Raw genomic sequence first — 22124 nt, 5'->3', positions numbered from 1 at the left:
TCAAATGAAGGTGGACGGAACGCGAGGTCCGGGGCAGCACGGGGCTATCGCAATGAAGACAACGCGGCTGGAAAGCGCGCCTGCGGCCATCCTTCGAGGCGCCCGCCTGCGGCGAGCCCTCACGAGCCCTCAGATCGGTCGCGTTTTACGGCGAGATATCAAACCCCATGGTGAGGAGCCCGCCAAAGCGGGCGTCTCGAACCATGCAGGCCGAGCTTTCCGGCAGCCGTCCGATGTCATATGCGATAGCCCTGCGGAGCCGCCGACAGGCTCACGCTCATGTGTCCCCGGCGAGGCCGCAGCTTCTATTGAATTACGATCGTAATTTAATATTATGATCGTAATGGCATCAGGCCGATGCCGCGGTTGGGCGGCGGCCGCGTGCCGCCAAACAGCTCATAGCGAGGATTTCATGGACGAGACGAGCACGGCTTCACGCCACATCGCATCGCGAGCAACCACAGATGTCGCCTCGCTTGGGCTGGCAGCCGCTGCAGCGGCGGTTCGCAACGGCGACATCACCTCGGAGGCCTACACCGCGGCGCTTTTACAGCGCGCCCGAGCGCTTGCCGAACTGAACGCCTTCATCACCATCGACGAGGCCGGGGTGCTGGCGGCCGCAAGGGCCGCAGACAAATCGCGTGCGGCCGGATCGGCGGCCCCGCTCCTTGGCGTGCCGCTCGGGGTGAAGGACAGTTATTTGACGAAAGGGCTACCTACCAGCCTGGGCGTCGAAGGTCTCGCTCACTTCGTGCCGCGCGAAGATGCCGACGCTGTCCGGGCCATTAAGGGGGCGGGCGCTTTGGTCTTCGGCAAGAACAACCTCGTCGAGATGTCGTACGGCTTGACCGGTCACAACGCGCGTTACGGCCAGGTGAAGAATCCGCACGCACGAGATCGCGTGTCGGGCGGCTCCTCGAGTGGCTCCGCCGCATCCGTGGCCGCTGGCCTCGTTCCCGCGTCCTTGGGCGGTGACACCGTTGGGTCCATCCGGGTCCCCGCATCGTTCTGTGGCGTCGTGGGATTCAAGCCAACCACCGGGCGTTGGCCGCGCCGCGGCGTTGCGCCGATCTCCCATACGCTCGACACGACGGGTGTGTTCGCCCGAAGCGTTGAGGACTGCATCCTGGTGGATCAGGTCGTGACCGGCGAACAGGCTGCGGAGTCCTCCGACGGCGGCTACGGCCTGAAGGGAGCCCGGCTGGCCTTCGCGCCGCGACAGTTCCTGGAACTGGTGGATTCAGAAGTCGAGACCCGCTTCCGCGAGGTGGTTCGGCGCTTGCAGGACGCCGGCGCCGAGATCGTTGAAGTAGACCTTGGCGACGATTTCAATTCCCTCGTCCAAACCGCAACATGGGGCATCTTCGCTCATGAGACGATGGGCGAAATTTCGGAGTTTCTTCGCCGCCATGACATCCCGACCACGTTCGAGGCCATTTACGAGGGCCTTAAGCCCCAACTTCGGCAGGCGTGGGGGCACATCGTACTGCCGGGTGGTGCAGGTGCTACCTCGGCAGAGGCCTATCAGACGGCGCTCGACGTGAGCCGGCCGGAAATCCAGCGCCGGCTCAACACGGCGTTCGTCTCTCATGGGGCGCTGGTCATTCTGCAACCGACCACGCCCCGCACGGCGCCTTTGATCGAGGAGCAGGCGACCGTCCATATCGCGGGGCAGGAAGTCAGCGACCTCGCTTTGGCGAACCACACCCTGTCGGCAAGCAGCGTGGGGTTGCCCGGTGTCAGCCTTCCTGTTGGCTTGTCTCGCGCGGGGCTGCCGATTGGGCTCGAGTTGGATGCCCCGTTAGGGAGCGACCGGGGGCTTCTAAACCTTGCCCGCGGCATCGAACGCATTTTGGGCGCAGAGTCGCGTGCGATCTAACGTCGTGATCGACCAGCATCCGTTTTCAGTCAGTTTGGCTGCGATTTTGGTAGCGATACAGGGAACCGTCGACGCCATCAGGCCGAAGAGCAGGGGATGAGCCAATCGCAGTGTGCCGGATGACCCTACGTGTGCTCCGACGTCTTCCTCACCTCGCCCGAGGTGGCAACAGCTGCTGAAGCTCGACCACAACCGCCGACACTGTCTGTATTTGCCCGGATCCCGGACTTGGGGCCCGCCTGGAGCATACCATCGGACCGCATCACCAGCCCGGAATGCGATGGCACGGCAGTCCGCTCGAGCCTCCCGCAAGGGGAGAGGGGGATGTGCCAGTGTCTCAAGCGCTCGGGCGTTTCACATCGGCGCCAACGATAGGCGGTTTCGCATTCAACGCCTCGACCTGGAAACCGGCGACAGCGCTTGTAGTTGGCGGCGATGTCTTCCAACTCCTTCTGCGACAGCACGTCGGTGACGACCTTGTAACCGTCGGGCGCTCGCTCTTCGACGAGGAGGAGACTTGGTCAATAGCGGGCCGCGACGGGCGCGCCCCATTCGCTGAAACGATAATTCAGGCGCGCCAGACCGATATCGACGCCTTGACTGATACTTTCTGTCTGGAAGAAGGCGCCGGTCGGGTCCGTGAAATTGACGTTGCGAGTGCCCATGAACAGGTGGTTGTATTCGACGCCGAGCGACCAGTTCGGCGCGAACCCGAATTCCACGCCCGCGCCGACGGTGCCGCCCCAACGGGTTTCGCGCGCAGAGGCCAGCGCAAGGCCAGTCGTGCCACTGAAGGCGTGATAGCTATCGCTGGTCACCGCAGCCCCGCCCTTCATGTAGAGCAAGACGTTGTTCCAGGCATAGCCGATCTGACCAGTTATCAAACCAAACGCATCCACGCGTGTACGATTGAAATCCGGCGCAAACAGCATGCTCACATTGCTGCCGCTGAAATTGGCCCAGTTGCCCTGGCCCTCGACTCCGAATACCCAATTGGCTGACTGCCAGCGGTAACCAATCTGACCACCGAGGGTATCGCCGGACGGGCTATGGCAACCTTCCGGCCCAGGCAGGTTGGCAAAAACATCCGCAACAAGATCCCAGCATTTGCGGGCGAAGCCACCACCACCGTTGATGCCGAAGTAGAAGCCACTCCTCCAATCATGGAATGGGGACGTCACAACGGCGGCCTTGGGATAAGCGCCTGCTGGAAGACCGGCCGCATCGAACGGTATCGCCGCGCGTCCGCGCAGCGACCATACGGTGAACTGATTGCTCCCGAGCCCGCCGAGTTCGCCATCGACCGACAGTCTTTGGCCGTCTGCCAGCGTCGCGCCGAGGCCGCTCGTGACCCGCGCCGACCAACCTTGCAGGGTCTGGATCGGCGGCAACGGCGTCGCGGTCGGCAGCGCCGCGTCGTCGCGGTCGAAATAATAGTCGGCGTACACGCCGACATAGGGTTTGAGGGTAACCGTGGTCGTCCATTGCCACGGATACGCGATCTTTGCGCCAGCGCTCGCGCGGCCGTTCGAGAAGTTGCGTTCGCTCTGCGTGGTGCCCAGATTGTCCGTGTAGCCGTTCTCGTGCTCCATCAAGGCATAGACCTTGAGCGAGGGCTCGAGCTCGAAGCCGTAGTTCTTATAGGTTCCGATCAGCGCCGCGGTCGCGAGCCAGCGCTGCCCCGGGAAGGTCGCAGCCGCCGTGCCGGCGACGCCGTTATAATTGATGACCGAGCGCGCCAGGCTGGCGTCAAAGCGCAGCCCCGGCAGGAAACGCCAGCCAAAATATCCGCCCGCGGTCCAGCCGTCCCCCTTGAGTCGGCCGTCGAGGAGTTGCGAGGTGTAGTCGAAGTTCTCGTAGCCGCCGAATGCGCCGATCAGGAGATCGGGCGCGAGGCGACGTGTGACCCCGAACAGCGCGTTGATCTGTCCGCCGCGGATGTCGCCGGTCTGCTGGCTGGTGTTCCAGTCGCTGCCGCGCACGTCGGCCCAGAACTGCAATGGTCTCGGCACGTACACGACCTCCGGGGGCGCCTTGGTTGACATTCCCGGGGGTCGTGGCCGGGTCTGCTCTTCGCAGCCGAAGTTGAAGCGCAGGCCGCCACCGTTCGCCTTGACTGGCATCGGCGGGCCGGCGCACTCGGTAAAGCCATCCCCGATCGCCTCATCGACCGCGCCGGAGACCGCGGCGCCCGAGGTCTGGGCTTCAAGCTTGGTGACGATGAGTTGCAGGTCGCGCAAGCGCTGGCTGTCCTCCGGCACCTTGATCGTGATGGCGGCGGTTGCGCTGTTGCCTGTTCCGCCGTTGGTGGACGTGACGGGGTCGGTGACGTTGGTCAGCGACCCGACGGTCGTTCCCGTGACGTTGACCGAGAATGTGCAGGACGCGGAGCCCGCGAGGGTTGCGCCGGAAAGGCTGACGCTGCCGCCGCCTGCGGCCGCCGTGATGGCGCCTCCACCGCATGTCCCGGTCAGGCCGGTAGGGTTAGCAACCTGGAGCCCCACCGGGAACGTGTCAGTGAACGCGACGCCCGTGAGCGCCAAACTCGCGTTGGGATTGATGACGGTGAACGTTAGCGAGGTTGTGCCGCCCGCCGAAATCGAGGTGCTGCCGAAGGCTTTTTGGACACTCGGAGAGACCGCTGTATTGGGGTTGACCGTGAGCGTCGCGCTGGCGTTGTCTCCGGTCCCTGCATTGGTCGAACTGACCGGTGAGCTGGCATTGATCTTGGGGCCGATGGTGGTACCGGTCACGGTGACCGAGATCGTGCAGGACGAGGCGGCCGCGAGGGTCGCGCCCGAGAGGTTGAGGTTGCCGCCGCCGGCAGGCGCGGTGAGGGTGCCGCCGCAGGAGTTCGTGAGGCCGTTTGGTGTCGCAACTAGGAGCCCGCCGGGAAACGCATCGGTGAACGCGACGCCCGTGAGCGCCGTCGAAGGATTGGGATTGTTGATCATGAATGTGAGCGTCGACGTGCCGCCGACTGCAATCGACGAAGGCGCGAAGCTCTTGGACAGTCCAGGGGGAGCCAGTGTGGTCACCTGGAGCGTCGCGCTTGCGGTGTTGCCGGTCCCTGCGTTGGTCGAGGCGACGCTCGAGGTGTTGTTATAGTTGCCGGGGGTAGCGCTGGTCACGGTGACCGAGATCAAGCAGGCCGTTGGTCCGGCCGGGAGGGTCGCGCCCGAGAGGCTGACGCTGCTGCCGCCAGCAGGCGCGGAGACAATCCCGGGGCAGTTGCTGGTCAGGCCGTTGGGCGTCGCGACCTGGAGCCCCGCGGGAAAAGTGTCGGTGAACGCGACCCCCGTGAGTGCCGTCGAAGCATTTGGATTGACGAGCGTGATGGCGAGCGTCGAGGTGGCGCCGGCGGCAATCGATGCAGGCGTGAAGCTTTTGGCAATTCCTGGAGGGCGCACTACGCCTGGGCCGCTCACAGTAAGCGTCGCACCTGCAGTGTTTCCGGTCCCTCCGTTGGTCGAGGTGACGCTTGAGGTCAGGTTGGTATAGTTGCCGGGGGTGGCGCCGGTCACGGTGAGCGAGATCGTGCAGGATGAGGCGGCCGCGATGGTCGCGCCCGAGAGGCTGACGCTGCCGCCGCCTACAGTCGCGTTGCCGCCGCAGGTGTTGGTCAGGCCGCTCGTGACTGTGAGCAGGGGGTTAATCGGGTCAGTGAACGCGACCCCCGTGAGTGCCGTCGAAGCATTTGGGTTGGTGATCGTGAACCTGAGTGTCGAGAGGCCGCCCGGGATAATCGATGTAGGCGTGTAGCTCTTGGCAATTGCAGGAGGAGCCGGTGCGGTCACCTCGAGCGACGCGCTGGCGTTGTTGCCGGTCCCTCCATTGGTCGAGGTGACGTTCGAGCTGGCATTGACCTTCGTGCCGATGGTGGTGCCGGTCACGTTGACCGAGATCGTACAGGACGCGGAGCCCGCGAGGGTTGCGCCAGAAAGGCTGACGCTGGCGCCGCCTGCGGTCGCGGTGCCGCCGCAGGTGTTACTCAGAAGGGCCACGACCGTGAGCCCAGCGGGAAACGTATCGGTGAACGCGACGCCCGTGAGCGCTGCCGAAGCATTGGGATTGTTGATCGAGAAAGTGAGCACCGATGTGCCGCCGAGTGGAATCGACGAAGGCGCGAAGCTCTTGGCGATTATGGGGGTGAAGGGGGCGCGGCGATTACATTCAGATTTGCATTTGCGGCGTTGCCGGGCCCCTGATCGGAGAAGAGCTTGACCGGACCGTTGTGCTTCGTGCCAGCGGACGTAGCCGTCACGTTGACCACGACTGTGCACGTCTGGTTCGATGTCAGGGAGACGTTCGCCAAGCTGATGCTGTTGCCGCCAGCGGTTGCGTTGCCGCCGCAGGTGTTGGTCAGGCCGCTGGGGGTAGCGACAACAAGTCCGTCGGGCAGAGTGTCTGTGAAGTTTACGCCGCTGTTTCCCAAGTTGGCGGCGGTGACGACGAATGTCAGCGTCGTGCTGCTGCCGACCGAGATCGTCCCCGCCCCGAACGACTTGGCAAGCGTCGGATCATTCTGCCCGCGCAGCTGCGCAGACGCCGGGCTGGCGAACAAGAACGCGATCAGCACGCCCATAACTGCCGTCCACACCGTGGCGCGGCGGTGCAATCCTTGCACTGGGGTAACAGCGCCTGCGCGAGCCGGCTTCGAAAACCAGCAGATCGCAAGCGGTGCGACAGGAAATCGCGCAAAGCGACACAACCCAAACTTCATCCCCGCCCCCGAGAACAGTTGTCACATCGGCAAAGGCAACAATGAAAGGTCGGGACACGTCAGATGGTTCGGCCGCCCCTGCCGCGGACGCGAACGGCGGAGCGCCGCCAAACCCAGGTACTGACGCTGGTTGCAAATGGACCAACACTACACGCTGTAAATGTTTCGTCACCGGATTTGCCATAAGTGTGGCCGACAACAAACGGTGGGGCAATTTCCCGCTTGTTGTGGAAATTGAGCCACGCAGTGGTCAGTGACACTGACCAAATCTGGAGTTTCATCTGGTCATTTTGCGCGCTCTTGTTCCGTCCAGTCGCGCTTGCCGCTGCCCATAATGCCGCGGTCCAGATGATCGACACCTCGATTGTCCGCGTGCATCAGCACGGGGCCTGCATCACAAGAAACCAGCGCCAATCGATGGGAAGGTCACGCGGTGGCCTGACCAGCAAAATACACGCGGTGGTCGATAGCAATGGCTTACCGGTACGGCTTGCGCTGAGCCCCGGCGAGGCGCACGATATTCGACTTGCCGGAAAATTGCTTTCGCGCCTGAGGTTCGGGTCAATGCTGCTTGCCGATTGGATAAGAGCGCTTGCCATGAAAAAGGGCGCATGGGCCAACATCCCGCCGAAAAGCAACCGCAGCGATCCGATCTGCTTCAGTCCGTATTTCTATCGCGCTCGTAACCAGGTCGAACGATTCTTCAACAGGATCAAACAATGTCGTCGAGTGGCGACGCGCTACGACAGGCTTGCGGGAAACTACCTCGCCTTCGTCCAACTCGCATCTATCCGGCTATGGCTGGCTGCCCGTTATGAGTCCACGCCCTAGTCTCCACGATGCCGGAGGCGTTGCCACCCGATTTCCGACGGCAACTCTGGTCCTTCCGTTCGAATCGAAGGCTGGCGAAGGATCGGACCGCGCGAACCAGATTGACGATGTGAAAAAGATGATACGTCCGGTGCGTAAGAGCAGACGAGGCTCCCACCACGTGCGAGCCTCGTTCAACGGCATCGGATGTGCCGATGGTGCGGTAGCGTTCCGATCAGGCCGCCGCCTTGAGTAAGCCGAGCTGGGTCAGTGCGGTGACGCCGTCATCAAGACCGATCTCCTCGACAATCTTGCCGTCGATGACCTTGAGCGCCGTGGTGCCCGTGAAGCGCATCTTGCGCCCGGTCGCAGCCGGGAGGCCGCCGATCAGGAAGTCGTTGAACGCCGGGCCAGTGTGAGTGCCGCCGCCGTCCCATTGACCAACGACATAGTCGCCCTCGGCGATCAGGTCCGCGGTGCCCCAGAAGTTGAGATCGGGAAACGCGGCGCGGAAGTCGGTCATGAACGCCTTGATATCGGCGCGGCCGCGACGCGGTTCATGCAGCGAATATTTGAGCAGCATGTCGGGAGCGGCGATCTCGTCGATGACGCCAAGATTGACGGATTTGCCCCAGAATTCGGTGAACCAACGACCGACGACGGCCTTGTTCTCATCTTGCTTGCTCATCGAAAAACACCTTTCATTTGCAGGAATCGTGGATCGACCTTCGATCGCTGCAATGTCTAGGCGTTGTCCCCCCACATCAAACTCCGGTTCTTGCCCTGAAATTCGAAAGTGCCGGGCATCCGGCGATATCCGCGAGTTGCGCCGTTGCCGGCAGAGAAGCGGACATCGGGCGGCATTGGCCTGGCCAAGTTGCAAACAAGCGGTCGGCGCAATATCGTCGATGATCCGACGCTCATTCTGACGACCAATTTTCTCAGGAACCGACAATATGAACGCGCTCTCGGCGCCCGGCGGGATAGATCGCCCTCCGGGGAAGATCGATATCCCATCGGCCTGGCTGGGCGCCGAGATGAAGGTCAATCCTGATCGATGGTTGATATCGCTTGCCGCCAGCGAGGTCGCGGAGCTTGAGAGCGCGGCTCAATCATATCTCGGCAGAAGCAAGAAAATCGCCGACATCACGAAGGAAAGCTTTCCGCTTCCCCGCTTCGGCGCGCACTTGGAAGAACTCAAGGCAAAGCTTCTGGCCGGCCTTGGCTTCGAAGTCATGCGCGGTTTGCCGGTGGCAAATTATAGCCAGGAGTTTGCCGCTACGATATTTTGCGGGGTGGGCGCGCATCTCGGATCGGCGCGGTCCCAAAATGCGGCGGGTCATATTCTCGGTCACGTCCGGGACACAGGCGCCGATGCGAGGGATCCGAACACCCGCATTTATCAAACGTCGGAACGGCAAACATTCCACACGGATTCGTCCGACGTGGTTGGACTGTTATGCATTCGCGAGGCAATGGAGGGAGGCGATTCTCTCCTCGTCAGTACGACGGCCATCTACAACGAGATGTTCGACAGACGTCCCGATCTTGCCGCCCTCCTGTTCGATCCAATCGCGACAGACCGGCGCGGCGAGGTGCCGGAGAACGAAAAGCCATATCTCGAAATCCCGGTGCTGAATTGGCATGCGGGGTTCCTGACCGGGTTCTATCAGCGCCAGTATATCGATAGTGCGCAGCGCTTTCCCGATGCGCCAAGACTGACGCCGGCTCACGTCGAAGCGCTCGATCTCTTCGACGCGCTCGCAAATGACCCCACGCTGCATTTTGGCATGCGGCTTCAGCCGGGTGACATGCAGTTCGTTTACAATCATGCTTTGCTGCATGATCGGACCGGATTCCGCGATTGGCCTAACGCGGGCCAGAAGCGTCACTTGTTGCGCCTTTGGCTCAGCATGGAAGGCGACCGGCCGCTGCCCAATTGCTTCAAACAGCGTTATGGCTCGATCGAGATCGGCAACCGTGGCGGCATTATCACCAAAGGGACCAGTCTGAACGTTCCGCTGGATTGACGTTCGAAGCACCTGGCGATGTCCGCTATCGCGCCGTTCTTGGCGGCGAAGCGGACATCGGACGCGCCGGAGGAGAATGCTCCGATCTAATTCGGATGCGACCTTACGCGGGCCTACTCGTCATCCTCGTCTTCGTCGTCCTCATCCTCGTCGTCTTCCACTTCCAGTCGATCGAGCGCGGCCAGCGGCAGCGTCTCGCGGAACAGATCGCCTTCCGGGCCCATCCAGAGGCAGAGGATGTCGTCGCCTTTCACCTCTGCGACGGTCAGCGGCTGGCCGCCGGATTTCAGCATCACGACGTCGCCGGTTTTCAGTTCCATGGATGGTCCTTTCGGGGTTGATCGACGAGAGGGGAGGCTAGCAAGCCGTCATGACAGGCCGATCACGGGCTCGGGGACCCGTGAATTTGCTGCGGCTTGCGCAGGCTGCCGAAACGTCGATGGCAGAGGTTCGCGTGGGGGATCGCTCGAGGTCACCAGGGGCTATTCCGTCCCGGGCGCGGCGATGATGGCATCATGCGCCTGTTTTGCCCGACGCGTCAAATGATTTCGTAAAATCAGCAATGCAATGGGTTTGCGGCAAGCTGTTGAAATTGCAGCGGCCGGCTACTGTGCATGGGGTTGTTTTCGATGTTTTGTTTTTGCGCCTTGGCTAGGTCGGGTCCGGCACGAGCTCGGTCAGCGAGCGGATGATGCGGTCGGGCTTGACGGCCGAGCCTTCGGGCAGGCCGTCGCCATGCACGTCGATCCAGATCGAGTAGATGCCGAGGCGCTGCGGCGTCACGACTTCCCATTCCAGATTGTCGCCGATCATCCAGGTGTCTTTCGCGGTGACGCCCAGCGCCTCCATCGCGTGCAGATAGGCGCGCTCCTCGGGCTTGCCGAAACCGTGCTCGCCCTCGATCTGGATGTGGTCGAAGCGATGCGTGAGCTCGAAGCGTTCGACCTTGGCGCGCTGCATGTCGGCGGCGCCGTTGGTGACCAGCGCGAGCTTGACGCCGCGTGCCTTGAACGCGTCGATCGCATCATGCGCGCCGGGGAACACGAAGATCGCTTCTTCGCGATAGGTCGTGAAGCGGTTGGCGAGGCGATCGGCGAGATCGTCGGAGAGGGCGCGGTGGCCGTCGGCGGCGAGCGCGGCGAAGCCGCCCCGCACCGTAAGCCGCCGTGCCTCGCCAAGCTTCATCCGCCACGCGGCTTCCGCATTGGCCCAGAAGTTTCGTGCGAAGGCCAAAACTGCGGTCGCGACCTGCTGCGGCGGCAGCGGTGCGAGCTCGTCGGCAAATTCTTCTGCGATCGTATTCCAGGCGATCTCGGGCCGGCCGTAGGCCGACAGGATGGTGTCGTCCATGTCGATCAGCATGGCGCGCGGCAGCGGAGGCATCGCGGTGCTCATGGCCATTTCACCTCCGGCGGCAGCGACGACAGGATCGAGTCCACGTTGCCGCCGGTCTTGAGCCCGAAGATTGTGCCGCGGTCGTAGAGCAGGTTGAACTCGACATAGCGTCCGCGCCGGATCAATTGCTCCTCGCGGTCCTCAGCGGTCCAGGCGCTCGCGAAATTGCGCCTGACGATGTCGGGGTAGATTTTCAGGAAGGCGCGGCCGACATCCTGGGTGAAGGCGAGGTCGGCGTCCCAGTCGCCGCTGTCGTGCCAGTCGTAGAAGATGCCGCCGATGCCGCGCGCCTCTTTGCGGTGCGGCAGGTAGAAATACTCGTCGCACCATTTCTTGTACTTGTCGTAGTCGGCAACGCCGTTCGGGCCCGTGCAAGCCTCCTTCATCGCGGCGTGGAAGGCGAGCGTGTCGGCATCGTCCTGCGTGCGCCGGCGGTCGAGCACCGGCGTGAGATCGGCGCCGCCGCCGAACCAGGCTTTTGTGGTGACGACGAAGCGGGTGTTCATGTGCACGGCGGGCACGTGCGGATTGCGCAGATGCGCGATCAGCGAGATGCCGGAGGCCCAGAACCTGGGGTCGTCCGCCGCGCCCGGAATCTGGGCGCGAAACTCGGGCGCGAATTCGCCGTGCACCGTCGAGCAATGCACGCCGACCTTCTCGAACAGACGGCCGGACATCATCGACATCACGCCGCCGCCGCCGGGTGCGCCGGTATGATCGGTGCGCTGCCAGGGCGTACGTTTGAAGCGGCCGGCCTCGCCCGGATAAAGGCTTTCCGGCGCCTCATCCTCCAGCCGCTCGAAGCTCGCGCAGATGTGGTCACGCAAAGCCTCGAACCAGGCGCGAGCGCGCGTCTTGCGGTCTTCGATTGTCGAGATGTCCATATCCAATTCCAAAACCGGTCTCGTAGGGTGGGCAAAGGCGCTCTTGCGCCGTGCCCACCAACTTCATTGTCGTCCTGAATGGTGGGCACGCTGCGCTTTGCCCACCCTACGAATTTCACCCCTGCGGACCGTAATAGGAGCAGCTCTCGTTGCAACTGTCGCGGTGGATGCTGACGCGGGTGAGCTTGCCGATATGCTGGAGCCGCTCCCAGACGAAGCGTGAGAGGTTTTCCAGCGTCGGTGTGCCCAGCGCCTCGATCTTGTTGAGGTATTTGTGGTCCAGCGTGAGCCGCACGTCCTCGATCGCGCGCTGGACGAGGCCGAGATCGACCACCATGCCGGTCTTGGGGTCGGGCGTGCCGCGCAACGTCACCTCGGCGCGGAAGGAGTGGCCGTGGATCTCTTCGCTCGCGGCGCCAAAGGTCGTTCCCGACAATGAGTGCGCCGCCTCGAAGCGGAACGATTTCGTCAATTCCCACATCTGTTCGAAAACCAATCCTATCTGATGCCGAGCGATTTATGCGTCTGCACGCTCAGCCGCCATTGCGGATGATGCAGGCAATAGTCGATCGCACGCACGGTGTTTTGGGCAACCTCGGGTCCGTCCATCGGCTGCAGCGAGAAGCGCTCGAAGGCGAGGCCCTCGAAGGTCTCCGGCGTGGCGAGGGCCTGCGGATAGACCAGCTTCAGCTCGTGGCCGCGGCGCTGGACGAGCTCGCTGCCGCCTTTGGGGCTGACGCAGATCCAGTCGAGCCCCTCAGGTGCTGCAATCGTGCCATTGGTCTCGACGCCGATCTCGAAGCCGCGGGCGTGGAGGGCGTCAATCAGGGCGGCATCGACCTGGAGCAGCGGCTCGCCGCCAGTGAGCACCACATAACGGTTGTCGGCGGTAGCGGTCCATTGCGCGGCGATGGTGTCGGCGAGTTCCGCGGCCGAGGCATAGCGGCCGCCGAGCGTGCCGTCGGTGCCGACGAAATCGGTGTCGCAGAATTTGCAGGTCGCGGCCTCGCGGTCAGCCTCGCGGCCGCTCCAGAGGTTGCAGCCGGCAAAACGGCAGAACACGGACGCGCGCCCGGCATGTGCGCCTTCGCCTTGCAGGGTCAGGAAGACTTCCTTGACCGCGTAACTCAATGGTCTCTCCTCAACATATCAAACTTGCGGGTTCCGGAGCTGCCGCAGCGCCTCGCCTGCGGCCATCGCCGCGGTCATGGCGACATTGAGCGACCGCAGCCCCGCCGTGATCGGGATCACCAGCCGCGCATCCGCAGCCTCGACCACCGCGTCGGTGACGCCGGCGCTCTCGCGCCCGAATAGCAGGATGTCCGACGTCTGGTAATGAAAATCGCGGTAATCGGTGGCGGCCTTGGTGGTGAATAGCAGCAGGCGGTAGCCCTGTGTCGCACGCCAGTCCTCGAATTTCGACCAGGAGTCGTGGCGGGTCACGCTGACATGATCGAGGTAGTCCATTCCCGCCCGGCGGAACAAGCGGTCGGAGAACGGGAAGCCCGCTGGCTCGATGATATGGGCGGCCATGCCGAGGCAGGCACAGAGCCTGAGAATCGTGCCGGTGTTCTGGGCGATGTCGGGTTGGAAAAGCGCTATCTGCATGGGATTGTGCAAGGGCTGTATCGGGGGCGGTGCGGGCCGGAAATGTCTCAATAAAACATCGCTGGCTGCGGAATTCGTGCATTGCACGCCCCCACGCCGTTAGCGGGCTTGCGCTCGCCCGGCAAGGGTGCCAATAGAACGATTCTGGACTGCTGTTTTCGCCCTGTTCGGTGGGGACAAGTGAAGTTCTGCCGCCGCGGGGGCCGCGGGCGCCGGCACACTGTTTTGGGGACCTTGGGGGCTCCCGGAACGGTTCCGTCGGCAGCATAAGAAGAAAGGGTTGGAATCGTGACGACAGCGTCTTCGGCGGACCATCCGACACGCCGTGATTTCTTATTCGTTGCAACGGGGGCAGCTGCAGCAGTAGGGGGCGCAGCTGCGCTCTGGCCCTTCATCTCTCAAATGAATCCTGATGCGTCGACCATCGCCGCCGGTGCGCCGATCGAGGTCGATCTCAGCCCGATCGCCGAGGGGCAGGACATCAAGGTGTTCTGGCGCGGCAAGCCGATCTACGTCAGCCACCGCACCAAGAAGCAGATCGACGAGGCGCGCGCCGTCAACGTGGCGAGCCTGCCCGATCCGCAGTCCGACGAGGCCCGCGTCAAGCCCGGCCACGAGCAGTGGCTGGTCGTGATCGGCATCTGCACCCATCTCGGCTGCATCCCGATCGCTCATGAGGGCAATTACGACGGGTTCTTCTGCCCCTGCCATGGTTCGCAGTACGATTCGTCCGGCCGCATCCGCCAGGGGCCCGCGCCCGCGAACCTGCCGGTGCCGCCGTACCAGTTCGTTTCCGACACCAAAATCCAGATCGGCTGAGCTTCGGGCCTTCGCCCGAAGCTTCGCGCCGTCTCGTCGTACTATTTCCTCAGGATCGCATCATGAGCGGACCATCCGACTACCAGCCGAGCAATCCGGCCCTGCAATGGATCGAGCGACGTCTGCCGATCATCGGTCTCGTCCATTCCTCCTTCGTCGTCTATCCCACCCCGCGCAACCTGAACTACTGGTGGACCTTCGGCGCCATCCTCTCCTTCATGCTGGGGATGCAGATCCTGACCGGCGTGGTCCTGGCGATGCACTACACGCCGCACGCCGATCTCGCCTTCAAGTCGGTCGAGCTGATCGTCCGTGACGTGAACTACGGCTGGCTGCTGCGCAACATGCATGCCTGCGGCGCGTCGATGTTCTTCTTCGCGGTCTACGTCCACATGCTGCGCGGCCTCTATTACGGCTCCTACAAGGAGCCGCGCGAGGTGCTGTGGATCCTCGGCGTCATCATCTACCTCCTGATGATGGCGACGGGCTTCATGGGCTACGTGCTGCCGTGGGGCCAGATGAGCTTCTGGGGCGCCACCGTCATCACCAATCTGTTCTCCGCCATTCCCTATGTCGGCGAGAGCATCGTGACGCTGTTGTGGGGCGGCTATTCGGTCGGCAACCCGACGCTGAACCGCTTCTTCTCGCTGCACTATCTGCTGCCGTTCCTGATCGCGGGCGTCGTCGTGCTCCACGTCTGGGCGCTGCATGTCGCCGGCCAGAACAATCCTGACGGCGTCGAGCCGAAGACGGAAAAGGACACGGTGCCGTTCACGCCGCACGCGACCATCAAGGACGGGTTCGGCGTCGCCTGCTTCCTGCTGCTCTACGCCTGGTTCATCTTCTACATGCCGAACTATCTCGGCGACGCCGACAACTACATCCCGGCGAACCCGGGCGTGACGCCGCCGCACATCGTGCCGGAATGGTATTACCTGCCGTTCTACGCGATCCTGCGCTCGATCCCGAACAAGCTCGCGGGCGTGATCGGGATGTTCTCGGCGATCATCATCCTGTGCTTCCTGCCCTGGCTCGATGCCGCCAAGACCAGGTCGTCGAAGTACCGGCCGCTGGCCAAGCAGTTCTTCTGGATCTTCGTCGCGGTCTGCATCCTGCTCGGCTATCTCGGCGCGCAGCCGCCGGAAGGCATCTACGTGATCGCCGGCCGGGTCCTGACCGTCTGCTACTTCGCCTACTTCCTGATCGTGCTGCCGCTGCTCTCGCGCATCGAGACGCCGCGGCCGGTGCCGAACTCGATCTCGGAGGCGATCCTGGCCAAGGGCGGCAAGGCGGTGGCCTCGGTCGCCATCGCGCTCGTTGCCGCCGGCGCGCTGTTCTTCGGCAGCCTTCAGGACGCTCGCGCCTCCGAAGGCAGCGACAGGCCGCCGGGCAACAAATGGTCGTTCTCCGGCCCTTTCGGTAAGTACGACCGCGGTGCGCTCCAGCGCGGCCTGAAAGTCTACAAGGAGGTCTGCTCGAGCTGCCATGGCCTGTCCTTCATCGCCTTCCGCAACCTCGCGGAAGCCGGCGGCCCCGGCTATTCGGTGGCGCAGGCAGCGGCGTTTGCCTCCGAGTACAAGGTCAAGGACGGCCCGAACGATGCGGGTGACATGTTCGAGCGCCCGGGCCGGCCGGCGGACTATTTCCCCTCGCCATTCCCGAACGAGCAGGCGGCCCGTGCGGCGAACGGCGGTGCGGCGCCGCCCGATCTGTCGCTGATCACCAAGGCGCGCTCCTACGGCCGCGGCTTCCCCTGGTTCATCTTCGACTTCTTCACCCAGTACCAGGAGCAGGGCCCGGACTATGTCGCGGCGGTGCTCCAGGGTTTTGAGGACAAGGTGCCTGAGGGCGTCACCATCCCGGAAGGCTCCTACTACAACAAGTACTTCCCGGGTCACGCCATCAAGATGCCGAAGCCGCTCAGCGACGGCCAGGTGACCTATGACGACGGCTCGCCGACCACGGTCGCGCAATATTCCAAGGACGTCACCACGTTCCTGATGTGGACCGCCGAACCCCACATGGAAGCGCGCAAGCGCCTCGGCTTCCAGGTGTTCGTGTTCCTGATCATCTTCGCGGGCCTGATGTACTTCACGAAGAAAAAGGTCTGGGCCGACTCTCACTGAGCGGTGCAAGACGAGACATGAAGAAGCCCCCGCGAGGGGGCTTTTTGTTGCCCGTGTCCCGGACGCGCTGCAGCTTGCAACGCTGCTGCGCAGAGCCGGGATCCAGCATGCTTGTGGCTGGGCCCCGGATCAGCAACGCACCACGCCGCAAAGGGCGGCGCGCTGCATTGCATCCGGGGCACGAGAGTGTGTTGTTTGGCGCGATTGCCTATCGCGCTCCCAGCGGCCAAAATACCGCCAACCGCTCCCCCAGAAACTCATCGGAGGACACCATGGGAACCGCCATCACCTTCAAGCGCCCTGACGGCAAGGACGCCTCGGGCTATCTCGCCAACGCCGCGCGCGGCAACGCGCCGGGCGTGGTCGTGATCCAGGAATGGTGGGGCCTGTCGGATCAGATCAAGGGCCTGTGCGACCGCTTTGCGCTCGCCGGCTTCGATGCGCTGGCGCCCGATCTCTACAAGGGCAAGGTGGTGCCGTATCACGACATGGACGCCGCCGGCAAAGAGATGAACTCGCTGGACTTCATGGACGCCACCACGCAGACCGTGCGCGGCGCCACGCAATATCTGTCGCGCAACGGCGCCAAGGTAGGGCTGACAGGCTTCTGCCTCGGCGGCGCCGTCACCATCATCGGCGCGACCAAGATTCCGGAGCTTGCGGCCGGCGTCGTGTTCTACGGCATCCCGCCGGAGCAGGCCGCCAAGCCCGCCGACGTCAAGATCCCGCTCCAGGCCCATTTCGCCAACAAGGACGACTGGTGCACGCCGCAACTGGTCGATGGTTTTGAAAACGGCATGAAGGCCGCCGGCAAGTCGCTCGAGCTGTTCCGCTATGATGCCGAACACGCCTTCGTCAACGAGCAGCGCCAGGCCGTGCATGACCGCGAAGCCGCCGAGCTCGCCTGGGGCAGGGCGACGGAGTTTTTCAGAAAGCACCTGGGCTAATCGCTATTCCCGGGTCGCGGGGGCACCCTTGACGCCGTCCCCGCGCCATGGTGAGTATCCGCCCCATGAGCACCGCCGTCCGCCCAGCCCGTCTTTGGTGGCGCACCTCCTAAAGAGGTGGCCGGTGCGATTTCATTTCTCAAAATCGTCGAAGGTCGCCACGCAGTGCGGCGGCCTGATCGTTTGTCCTGTGTGGCGTTTCCTCGGCAAGTTTCGTAAGAGGACGACATGAACAGGACAGTCTTTGCCCTCCCGGCTCGAAGCGACTATTTGACCCGCGGCGGTCTCGCGATCACGCGTGTGGCGGAGCAGTTCACCGGCGGCGCCAACAGGCTCGACGATCTCATCAACCTGCTCGATCGCCGCCGCGGCGTGGTGCTGTCCTCGGGCACGACCGTGCCCGGCCGCTACGAGAGCTTTGACCTCGGCTTCTCCGACCCGCCGGTCAAGCTCGAGACCACTGGCGTCAATTTCAAGCTGGAAGCGCTCAATGAACGCGGGCAGGTGCTGATCGCCTTCCTCGCCGACGTGCTGCGCGAGCCCTGCGTCGTGATCTCCGAGAAGAGCGCCACGTGGCTTGCCGGCCACATCATCCGCGGCGATGCGCCGGTCGAGGAAGACCAGCGCACGCGGCGCGCCAGCGTGATGTCGCTGGTGCGCGATCTCGTCGCCGCCTTCTCCGCCAACGACGACGGGCTGCTCGGCCTGTTCGGCGCCTTCGCCTACGACCTCGTGTTCCAGATCGAGGACCTCGTGCAGAAGCGCGCACGCGAGCAGGACCAGCGCGACATCGTGCTCTATGTCCCCGATCGCCTGCTCGCCTATGACCGTGCGACCGGCCGCGGCGTGGTGCTGAGTTACGATTTTGCGTGGAAGGGCAAGTCCACCGAAGGCCTGCCGCGCGAGACCGTCGAGAGCCCGTATCTGAAGACGCCGCGGCAGGGCTTTGCCGATCACGCGCCCGGCGAATATCAGGCCACCGTCGAGACCGCGCGCGCGGCTTTCGCGCGCGGAGATCTGTTCGAGGCCGTGCCCGGACAACTCTTCGCCGAGCCCTGCGATCGCTCGCCGGCGGAAGTGTTCCAGCGCCTCTGCGTCATCAACCCGTCGCCGTACGGCGCCCTGATGAATCTCGGCGAGGGCGAGTTCCTCGTCTCCGCCTCGCCGGAAATGTTCGTGCGCTCGGACGGCCGCCGCGTCGAGACCTGCCCGATCTCGGGCACGATCGCGCGCGGCACCGATGCGATCGGCGATGCCGAGCAGATCCGCCAGCTGCTGAACTCGGAGAAGGACGAGTTCGAGCTCAACATGTGCACCGACGTCGACCGCAACGACAAGGCGCGCGTCTGCGTGCCCGGCACGATCAAGGTCTTGGCGCGGCGGCAGATCGAGACCTACTCAAAACTGTTCCACACCGTCGATCACGTCGAGGGCATGCTGCGTCCCGGCTTCGACGCGCTCGATGCCTTCCTCACCCATGCCTGGGCGGTGACGGTAACCGGCGCGCCCAAACTCTGGGCGATGCAGTTCGTCGAGGATCACGAGCGCTCGCCGCGGCGATGGTATGCGGGTGCGATCGGCGCGGTGAATTTCGACGGCAGCATCAACACCGGTCTCACCATCCGCACCATCCGCATGAAGGATGGTCTGGCCGAGGTGCGCGTCGGTGCCACCTGCCTGTTCGATTCCGATCCCGCGGCCGAAGACCGCGAGTGCCAGGTCAAGGCTGCAGCCCTGTTCCAGGCGCTGCGCGGCGATCCGCCAAAGCCGCTGTCGGCCTTCGCGCCCGATGCGACCGGCTCGGGCAAGCAGGTGCTGCTGATCGATCACGACGACAGCTTCGTGCACATGCTGGCCGATTATTTCCGCCAGGTCGGCGCCGACGTCACCGTGGTCCGCCATGTGCATGCGCTCGACATGCTCAAGCGGAAGAGGTGGGATTTGCTGGTGCTGTCACCCGGACCAGGCAGACCTGAGGACTTCGGGATCAAGAAGACCATCGACGCGGCGCTGGAGAACAAGCTGCCGGTGTTCGGCGTCTGTCTCGGCGTGCAGGCGATCGGCGAATATTTCGGCGGCGAGCTCGGCCAGCTCACCCATCCCGCCCACGGTCGGCCCTCGCGGGTGCAGGTCCGGGGCGGACGCCTGATGCGCAATCTGCCGAACGAGATCGTCATCGGCCGCTATCACTCGCTCTATGTCGAGCGCGACAGCATGCCGGAGGTGCTTGATGTCACCGCCAGCACCGAGGATGGTGTCGCCATGGCGCTCGAGCACAAGACCCTGCCGGTTGCCGGCGTGCAGTTCCACCCGGAATCGCTGATGTCGCTCAGCGGCGAGGTGGGCCTGAGGATTGTCGAGAATGCGTTCCGGCTGGATGCGCGCGTTGATTGAGAGGCACCAATGACTTTTGACCACGATCTGAAGGCGAGCGTCCGCACCATTCCCGACTATCCCAAGCCGGGAATCCTGTTCCGCGACATCACGACCCTGCTCGCGGATGCGCGCGCGTTCCGCCGCGCGGTCGACGAGCTGGTCAATCCCTGGGCCGGCAACAAGATCGACAAGGTCGCCGGCATGGAGGCGCGCGGCTTCATCATCGGCGGCGCGGTGGCGCACCAGCTTTCAGCCGGCTTCGTGCCGATCCGCAAGAAAGGCAAGCTGCCGCACACCACCGTGCGCATCGCTTACTCTCTCGAATATGGCATCGACGAGATGGAGATGCATGTCGACGCGATCCGGCCCGGCGAGCGCGTGATCCTGGTCGACGATCTCATCGCCACCGGCGGCACTGCGGAGGGCGCGGTGAAACTGCTGCGCCAGATCGGCGCCAATGTGGTCGCCGCCTGCTTCATCGTCGATCTGCCCGATCTCGGCGGCGCCGCCAAGCTGCGTGCGATGGACGTGCCGGTGCGAACGCTGATGACGTTCGAAGGGCATTGAGCCGCGTCGCCGGGCCCGGCGATCGTCAGATCGCCTCGGCGTTCAATGCCGACCGCCAGTGCAGCATGCGCTCCTTCAGGAGCGCGTTCCTGACGTAGTCCGTCTCCTCATCGTCCAGCCGCTCGCATTCGCCGAACGTCAGGCCTGCCTCGCCATGCGCGTTCCAGGCAGCCTGGAGGGTAGGGCAGGTGTGGCTGCCCTGGCGGAGCGAGAACCAGATGCGGTTCTGGATGGTCTGCAGGTTCGGCGCCTGGCCGACCCAGGCCTCGCCCGATGCCGCACAGCGGACGACGTAGATGCCCGCAATGGTCTTGCGCTCCTTGTAGGCGGCGATGGCTGCCTTCCGGTCGATGCTCACGGGGGTGGGACCTTGCTGAGAGGGATACCGATGTCCGCCTCTCAATAGGCCTGGTCGGGCCCACAGTCAATATTATCCGGGTAAAATTATCGCCTCAGGAGCGCTGCAGGATCAGGCTGAGCTCGAGCTCGCGGAAGGCGAGGTAATTCCGCCGGGTCCACTGATGCAGCTCGGTGGAGGCGTCCTTCTCCTGGCGCAGGTAGCCGGTGAAGGAGAAGTTCAGCCGGTCGATATAGGTCTTGAGGAAGCCGGGCAGCGCGGGCAGGCGGAACAGCCGCCCGGTCGCCATCGCGGCCGGCAGCTCGCCGCGCACGACGTGCTCATTGTCCACGGTGATCAGGTTCACCCGGGGGATCTGCGCGCGCAGCATCTCGTGGGCGCGGGCCGAGACGCGATCGGTATCGGCGACGAACAGGATCATCGGCGCGACGTGGCTGCGCGCGGCCTCCTTCAACAGGCCGATCTCGTCGGTCATCTTGAAGAACTCGTCGAAGGCGTGGAAGCCGAGGTCGATCACCTTGGCAAGGCCGTCATCGACGATGACGCGGTCCATCAGCTGCATCTTGCCGTAGGTGTCGATCACATCAGCCGTTTCGGTGACCTTCGGCAGATAGTCGAGCAGCGACGGCTCCTTCAGGTTGACGTCGAAGGCCGCGACGTCGCCGTTCTTGAGCAGCAAAAATTCGCTCAACAGCCGCGCCAGCAGCGTCTTGCCGACCTGCGGGCGGGGCGAGCAGATGATGTAAAGGGGCGTCGCGGGCATCGGCAGCTATATCAGGCGAACTCAGCGCCCAATCCAGCCGTATCAGCCCGGGCTCTGCAACTATTTTTCGCTGCTGCGCGTGGCGGGTTTCGATCCGACGATGTCGGTCAGCCGGATCCGGTCGAACTCGCTCCAGACATTCGCCAGCCAGTGCCGGACATAGCCGCGCAGCACGAAGGAATAGTTCGCGGCCTCGTCGTTGAGACCCTTGTTGGCAACGAATTTCAGGAACGGGACGGAGGACACCTCGACCTGCTCATAGGCCATTTCGTTGAGCTTGGGGATGGTCAGCTCGGTCGCGTCCTTGATGCGGTGGAAGTAGGAATTGTAGGTCGCCTGGTCCCACTGGAAGAACTGGGTGTCGTTGATGAAGTTCTTGACCAGGAAATATTTTGCGCCGCCCATGAAGCCCGCGGTCTCGGCGATTTCGTCGAGCGACGCGATCGAGGGGCCCAGGATGTGGAACACCGCAAAGGTGATCTGGCCGGCCTTGGCGGCGTCGAGGAAGCCGATGTCGCGCAGCGAGGCCAGCGCGGGCGAGAGCAGGCCGGCGCGGACGTCGATCACGGTCACCGACGGGCTCGCCGCGTTGAGCGTGTCGAAGATCTTCATCTGGTCCGCGGTCGTCATCATGTCGACGATCTCGGTGATCTCGGGGTGGAAGCGCTTCAGGGTTCCACGCGGCGACTCCGTGTCGAAGGCGCGCGTCGGTACGTTGTTGGCGGAAAAATAATCGAGCAAGGTGCGCGACACCGTGGTCTTGCCCACCCCGCCCTTGTCCGCGCCCACCACAACCACTGCCGGCTTTGCCATTGCTGTCCCCTAACGCGCCCTCCGAT

19 protein-coding genes and 2 pseudogenes are annotated in these 22124 nt (G+C 63.7%); 8 read left to right on the top strand and 13 right to left on the bottom strand.

Annotated features, from left to right (window positions below):
- Positions 1–412: 412 nt before the first annotated feature.
- On the top strand, positions 413–1879 hold the full coding sequence (locus BJ6T_RS35415; RefSeq protein ID WP_014497400.1) for an amidase family protein: 1467 nt from the start codon (positions 413–415) through the stop codon (positions 1877–1879).
- A 337-nt stretch (positions 1880–2216) separates the two neighbouring features.
- On the opposite strand, the pseudogene BJ6T_RS48700 reads toward BJ6T_RS35415, so the two are convergent.
- The 3 genes and pseudogenes from BJ6T_RS48700 to BJ6T_RS35405 all read right to left on the bottom strand — a co-directional run.
- A pseudogene (locus BJ6T_RS48700) lies at positions 2217–2388 on the bottom strand (flavin-dependent oxidoreductase); the annotation flags it as partial.
- Between the two features lie 12 nt (positions 2389–2400).
- Positions 2401–5973, bottom strand: a complete 3573-nt coding sequence (locus BJ6T_RS49460; RefSeq protein ID WP_014497399.1) for a DUF7933 domain-containing protein — start codon at positions 5971–5973, stop codon at positions 2401–2403.
- Positions 5974–6020: 47 nt separating this feature from the next.
- Positions 6021–6464 carry a DUF7933 domain-containing protein gene (locus BJ6T_RS35405; protein WP_014497398.1) on the bottom strand — a complete coding sequence of 148 codons (444 nt, stop codon included), beginning with the start codon at positions 6462–6464 and terminating at the stop codon, positions 6021–6023.
- A gap of 453 nt (positions 6465–6917) precedes the next feature.
- Here BJ6T_RS35405 and BJ6T_RS35400 point away from each other — a divergent pair.
- A pseudogene (locus tag BJ6T_RS35400) lies at positions 6918–7433 on the top strand (IS5 family transposase); the annotation flags it as partial.
- 214 nt (positions 7434–7647) lie between these two features.
- Here the strand turns inward: BJ6T_RS35400 and BJ6T_RS35395 are convergent.
- Positions 7648–8100 carry an ester cyclase gene (locus BJ6T_RS35395; RefSeq protein WP_014497396.1) on the bottom strand — a complete coding sequence of 151 codons (453 nt, stop codon included), beginning with the start codon at positions 8098–8100 and terminating at the stop codon, positions 7648–7650.
- Between the two features lie 268 nt (positions 8101–8368).
- Here BJ6T_RS35395 and BJ6T_RS35390 point away from each other — a divergent pair, with 268 nt between their 5' ends.
- Positions 8369–9442 carry a TauD/TfdA family dioxygenase gene (locus BJ6T_RS35390; RefSeq protein ID WP_014497395.1) on the top strand — a complete coding sequence of 358 codons (1074 nt, stop codon included), beginning with the start codon at positions 8369–8371 and terminating at the stop codon, positions 9440–9442.
- 113 nt (positions 9443–9555) lie between these two features.
- On the opposite strand, the gene BJ6T_RS35385 is transcribed toward BJ6T_RS35390, so the two are convergent.
- From BJ6T_RS35385 to BJ6T_RS35360, 6 genes are all read right to left on the bottom strand, one after another.
- Positions 9556–9762 carry a YodC family protein gene (locus BJ6T_RS35385; protein ID WP_014497394.1) on the bottom strand — a complete coding sequence of 69 codons (207 nt, stop codon included), beginning with the start codon at positions 9760–9762 and terminating at the stop codon, positions 9556–9558.
- Between the two features lie 331 nt (positions 9763–10093).
- Complete coding sequence (locus BJ6T_RS35380) at positions 10094–10843, bottom strand: HAD family hydrolase (RefSeq protein ID WP_014497393.1); 750 nt, start codon at positions 10841–10843, stop codon at positions 10094–10096.
- Positions 10834–11721, bottom strand: coding sequence for an oxygen-dependent coproporphyrinogen oxidase (gene hemF, locus BJ6T_RS35375; protein WP_028170425.1), 888 nt, complete (start codon positions 11719–11721; stop codon positions 10834–10836). Before hemF ends, BJ6T_RS35380 begins: the two co-directional genes overlap by 10 nt.
- A 115-nt stretch (positions 11722–11836) precedes the next feature.
- Positions 11837–12202, bottom strand: coding sequence for a 6-pyruvoyl trahydropterin synthase family protein (locus BJ6T_RS35370; protein ID WP_014497391.1), 366 nt, complete (start codon positions 12200–12202; stop codon positions 11837–11839).
- A gap of 17 nt (positions 12203–12219) precedes the next feature.
- Entirely contained in the window at positions 12220–12852 is a 633-nt protein-coding gene (gene queE, locus BJ6T_RS35365; RefSeq protein WP_014497390.1) for a 7-carboxy-7-deazaguanine synthase, read from the bottom strand.
- 18 nt (positions 12853–12870) lie between these two features.
- Complete coding sequence (locus BJ6T_RS35360; RefSeq protein ID WP_014497389.1) at positions 12871–13329, bottom strand: tRNA (cytidine(34)-2'-O)-methyltransferase; 459 nt, start codon at positions 13327–13329, stop codon at positions 12871–12873.
- Positions 13330–13617: 288 nt separating this feature from the next.
- Here BJ6T_RS35360 and petA point away from each other — a divergent pair, with 288 nt between their 5' ends.
- From petA to BJ6T_RS35335, 5 genes are all read left to right on the top strand, one after another.
- Complete coding sequence (petA, locus tag BJ6T_RS35355) at positions 13618–14148, top strand: ubiquinol-cytochrome c reductase iron-sulfur subunit (protein WP_028153668.1); 531 nt, start codon at positions 13618–13620, stop codon at positions 14146–14148.
- A 62-nt stretch (positions 14149–14210) separates the two neighbouring features.
- Positions 14211–16274 (top strand): cytochrome b/c1, encoded by a 2064-nt coding sequence (gene fbcH / locus BJ6T_RS35350; RefSeq protein ID WP_014497387.1) that lies wholly within the window; start codon positions 14211–14213, stop codon positions 16272–16274.
- Positions 16275–16546: 272 nt separating this feature from the next.
- Positions 16547–17221: a dienelactone hydrolase family protein gene (locus BJ6T_RS35345; protein ID WP_014497386.1), complete on the top strand. Its 675-nt coding sequence runs from the start codon at positions 16547–16549 to the stop codon at positions 17219–17221.
- Positions 17222–17449: 228 nt separating this feature from the next.
- Positions 17450–19615 (top strand): anthranilate synthase component I, encoded by a 2166-nt coding sequence (locus BJ6T_RS35340; protein ID WP_014497385.1) that lies wholly within the window; start codon positions 17450–17452, stop codon positions 19613–19615.
- 9 nt (positions 19616–19624) lie between these two features.
- Positions 19625–20164, top strand: coding sequence for an adenine phosphoribosyltransferase (locus BJ6T_RS35335; protein ID WP_014497384.1), 540 nt, complete (start codon positions 19625–19627; stop codon positions 20162–20164).
- A 25-nt stretch (positions 20165–20189) separates the two neighbouring features.
- On the opposite strand, the gene BJ6T_RS35330 is transcribed toward BJ6T_RS35335, so the two are convergent.
- The 3 genes from BJ6T_RS35330 to BJ6T_RS35320 all read right to left on the bottom strand — a co-directional run bounded on the left by BJ6T_RS35330 (position 20190) and on the right by BJ6T_RS35320 (position 22098).
- Complete coding sequence (locus tag BJ6T_RS35330) at positions 20190–20522, bottom strand: GIY-YIG nuclease family protein (protein ID WP_014497383.1); 333 nt, start codon at positions 20520–20522, stop codon at positions 20190–20192.
- Positions 20523–20616: 94 nt separating this feature from the next.
- Complete coding sequence (locus BJ6T_RS35325) at positions 20617–21285, bottom strand: hypothetical protein (RefSeq protein WP_014497382.1); 669 nt, start codon at positions 21283–21285, stop codon at positions 20617–20619.
- Positions 21286–21345: 60 nt separating this feature from the next.
- Positions 21346–22098 carry a P-loop NTPase family protein gene (locus BJ6T_RS35320; protein ID WP_014497381.1) on the bottom strand — a complete coding sequence of 251 codons (753 nt, stop codon included), beginning with the start codon at positions 22096–22098 and terminating at the stop codon, positions 21346–21348.
- Positions 22099–22124 lie beyond the last annotated feature (26 nt).

It is taken from the genome of Bradyrhizobium japonicum USDA 6 (assembly GCF_000284375.1).
In the GTDB taxonomy this organism is placed as follows: domain Bacteria; phylum Pseudomonadota; class Alphaproteobacteria; order Rhizobiales; family Xanthobacteraceae; genus Bradyrhizobium; species Bradyrhizobium japonicum.
Note: the sequence above shows the minus strand (reverse complement) of the source record. Positions and strands in the feature narration are given on the sequence as shown.

Excerpts from the sequence above, each read along its gene's own strand:
- BJ6T_RS35380 (WP_014497393.1), bottom strand. The coding sequence starts at position 10,843 with ATGGCCATGAGCACCGCGATGCCTCCGCTGCCGCGCGCCATGCTGATC.
- BJ6T_RS35360 (WP_014497389.1), bottom strand. The coding sequence starts at position 13,329 with ATGCAGATAGCGCTTTTCCAACCCGACATCGCCCAGAACACCGGCACG.
- BJ6T_RS35390 (WP_014497395.1), top strand. The coding sequence starts at position 8,369 with ATGAACGCGCTCTCGGCGCCCGGCGGGATAGATCGCCCTCCGGGGAAG.
- fbcH (WP_014497387.1), top strand. The coding sequence starts at position 14,211 with ATGAGCGGACCATCCGACTACCAGCCGAGCAATCCGGCCCTGCAATGG.
- BJ6T_RS35415 (WP_014497400.1), top strand. The coding sequence starts at position 413 with ATGGACGAGACGAGCACGGCTTCACGCCACATCGCATCGCGAGCAACC.
- BJ6T_RS35325 (WP_014497382.1), bottom strand. The coding sequence starts at position 21,285 with ATGCCCGCGACGCCCCTTTACATCATCTGCTCGCCCCGCCCGCAGGTC.
- BJ6T_RS35320 (WP_014497381.1), bottom strand. The coding sequence starts at position 22,098 with ATGGCAAAGCCGGCAGTGGTTGTGGTGGGCGCGGACAAGGGCGGGGTG.
- BJ6T_RS35345 (WP_014497386.1), top strand. The coding sequence starts at position 16,547 with ATGGGAACCGCCATCACCTTCAAGCGCCCTGACGGCAAGGACGCCTCG.
- BJ6T_RS35385 (WP_014497394.1), bottom strand. The coding sequence starts at position 9,762 with ATGGAACTGAAAACCGGCGACGTCGTGATGCTGAAATCCGGCGGCCAG.
- BJ6T_RS35340 (WP_014497385.1), top strand. The coding sequence starts at position 17,450 with ATGAACAGGACAGTCTTTGCCCTCCCGGCTCGAAGCGACTATTTGACC.
- BJ6T_RS35370 (WP_014497391.1), bottom strand. The coding sequence starts at position 12,202 with ATGTGGGAATTGACGAAATCGTTCCGCTTCGAGGCGGCGCACTCATTG.
- BJ6T_RS35405 (WP_014497398.1), bottom strand. The coding sequence starts at position 6,464 with ATGGGCGTGCTGATCGCGTTCTTGTTCGCCAGCCCGGCGTCTGCGCAG.
- BJ6T_RS35395 (WP_014497396.1), bottom strand. The coding sequence starts at position 8,100 with ATGAGCAAGCAAGATGAGAACAAGGCCGTCGTCGGTCGTTGGTTCACC.
- hemF (WP_028170425.1), bottom strand. The coding sequence starts at position 11,721 with ATGGACATCTCGACAATCGAAGACCGCAAGACGCGCGCTCGCGCCTGG.
- BJ6T_RS35335 (WP_014497384.1), top strand. The coding sequence starts at position 19,625 with ATGACTTTTGACCACGATCTGAAGGCGAGCGTCCGCACCATTCCCGAC.